General features: G+C 69.4%; 3 protein-coding genes. All 3 read left to right on the forward strand.

Translation table 11 applies throughout. The features are described 5' to 3' along the window. The first annotated feature begins 337 nt into the window (after positions 1-337). From AOK24_RS43490 to AOK24_RS49035, 3 genes are read left to right on the forward strand one after another with little or no spacing between them, the layout of a single operon-like run. Positions 338-775 carry a hypothetical protein gene (locus tag AOK24_RS43490; protein WP_159052219.1) on the forward strand — a complete coding sequence of 146 codons (438 nt, stop codon included), beginning with the start codon at positions 338-340 and terminating at the stop codon, positions 773-775. Further along, complete coding sequence (locus tag AOK24_RS43495) at positions 765-1,400, forward strand: HNH endonuclease (RefSeq protein ID WP_055725349.1); 636 nt, start codon at positions 765-767, stop codon at positions 1,398-1,400. The genes AOK24_RS43490 and AOK24_RS43495 overlap by 11 nt, the downstream gene beginning before the upstream one ends. A 41-nt stretch (positions 1,401-1,441) precedes the next feature. Beyond that, entirely contained in the window at positions 1,442-1,645 is a 204-nt protein-coding gene (locus tag AOK24_RS49035) for a hypothetical protein (protein ID WP_159052220.1), read from the forward strand. Positions 1,646-1,743: the final 98 nt, after the last annotated feature.

The raw sequence follows: 1,743 nt of genomic DNA on the forward strand, positions 1-1,743 counted from the left end.
GACCACGACGGCGGCCCAGCCGAACAACTCGCCCCCTCCCCCTCCGAGAGCGGACCCGCCGGAGGCACTCTCTCTGAGCGGCAGCAACCCACTCAGGCAGTCAACGGACCGAACACAAAGGGAACTTGCTCTCGCCGGCGGCCTGTTCCAACACCTCACCGTTGCTCGTCAGACCGCGTCACTTCCTCAGACTCCTCGACATGTGAGTTCTTCCTGACCTCACGCCTACGGTGCCCTCCATGAACCACCGCCCCAGCCAGCGCCGTGCAGCCACCCTCAGTGCGCCAGCCTCCCTGGCACAGGCTCAACTCGCTTATTCAGAAGGCAGGTTGCCGAGATGACATCGCCGGACGGTGTAACAACGGCAGAGCTACGGCGACGAGTACGGGCCGTAGAGACCCTCCAGATGAAGACCCGCGAGCTGGCCGCTCAGAGCGTCCTGACCACACGAAAAGCCGCTGTAGAAGCGGCAGTTGCCAAAGAAGCGGCAGACCGCGACGCCCGCGAGGCGACTGCGGCGGCCCTGCGCCTGTACGACCAGGACTCGGAGCTGGTGGCCGACCTCCTCGGTGTCCCCGCCGAGGAACTGGAGCGAGACGCGAAGGCCGTCACCGCCGCGCGCGCCAAAGAGGTCATCGAGTCACTGCGCACTCGCGCCGGCCGCCCACGCCCCCGCCGCTCACGGCCGGGCAACTCCACCTCCCAACATCCCGCACAGGAAACCGGAGTTGTGGAGACCACCGCCCTGAACGACGCCCAGGGCGATGTCGCATGACCAGCTTCCCGGCCTCTTCCCGCTCTCCACCACGCACAGCCACGCCGCGTCACCCGAGGAAGGTCCCGAGCAGCTCGCGCTGATCGGGACCCCGTCCCCGGTACGCATCCCCGCCGTCGAGTGGTCGGCCTGGCTGTCCAACACATCGACACGAACCCGGTACTGGGCCAAGGTGCACCGCACCGTGTCGGACACGGACTGCTGGTTCTTCTTCGGCGCGATCTCCAGCACGGGCCACGCCAGCTTCCGCGCGGCCTCCCTCCCCGGCCCGACCCGGCGGGGCACCGTTCCCGGCCACCTCTACGGCTACCAGCTCGCCCACGGCGTGATCCCCCGCCTGGGCTGGGACAACGACAGCCCCACCGTCTGCCACACCTGCGACAACCACTCCTGCCAACAGCCCGCCCACCTCCGCCTCGGCACCCCAGCGGAGAACCGCGCCGAATGGCTGACCCGCCGCCGCAACCCCGCCAGCCCCCTGGCAGACCTCCGCGGCCCCGCCGGCCGTTCCCGCGCCATCGGCGCCGCGATCCGCACCGGCCTCGCCCTCAAGGAACCCGAGACGGAGATCGCCCGCCGCATCCACACCGCCGCGACGGCGGGCAAGCCGCTGAGCCTCTGGTGACCCGAGCACCCCGCTCTTCTCGTCTCCCCGGAAAGACCAACATGACCGCCACGCCCCAACACCGCGCCCTGGCCTACGTCCTCGACGACCGCTGGTTCCTCATGGTCGTGTCCCCCTCCAGGACGAACAGCGCGCACAACCGCCTCCCCTCCGCACCCTCGCCCACCGCGAACTCTGCCCCGCACACCACCCGTTTCCCGCCGCCTCCGCCGGTCACCGCCTGGTGGAAGCCGGCTACCTCATAGACCCCGTCGAGCGGTTCAAGCCGGACACCGTCAACGGCTGGACGAAAGGCGACCTCCCCGACCAGTGGAAGACCGTCTGCCACCCCATCACCTACGAC

The organism is Streptomyces niveiscabiei (assembly GCF_001419795.1).
Lineage (GTDB): Bacteria > Actinomycetota > Actinomycetes > Streptomycetales > Streptomycetaceae > Streptomyces > Streptomyces niveiscabiei.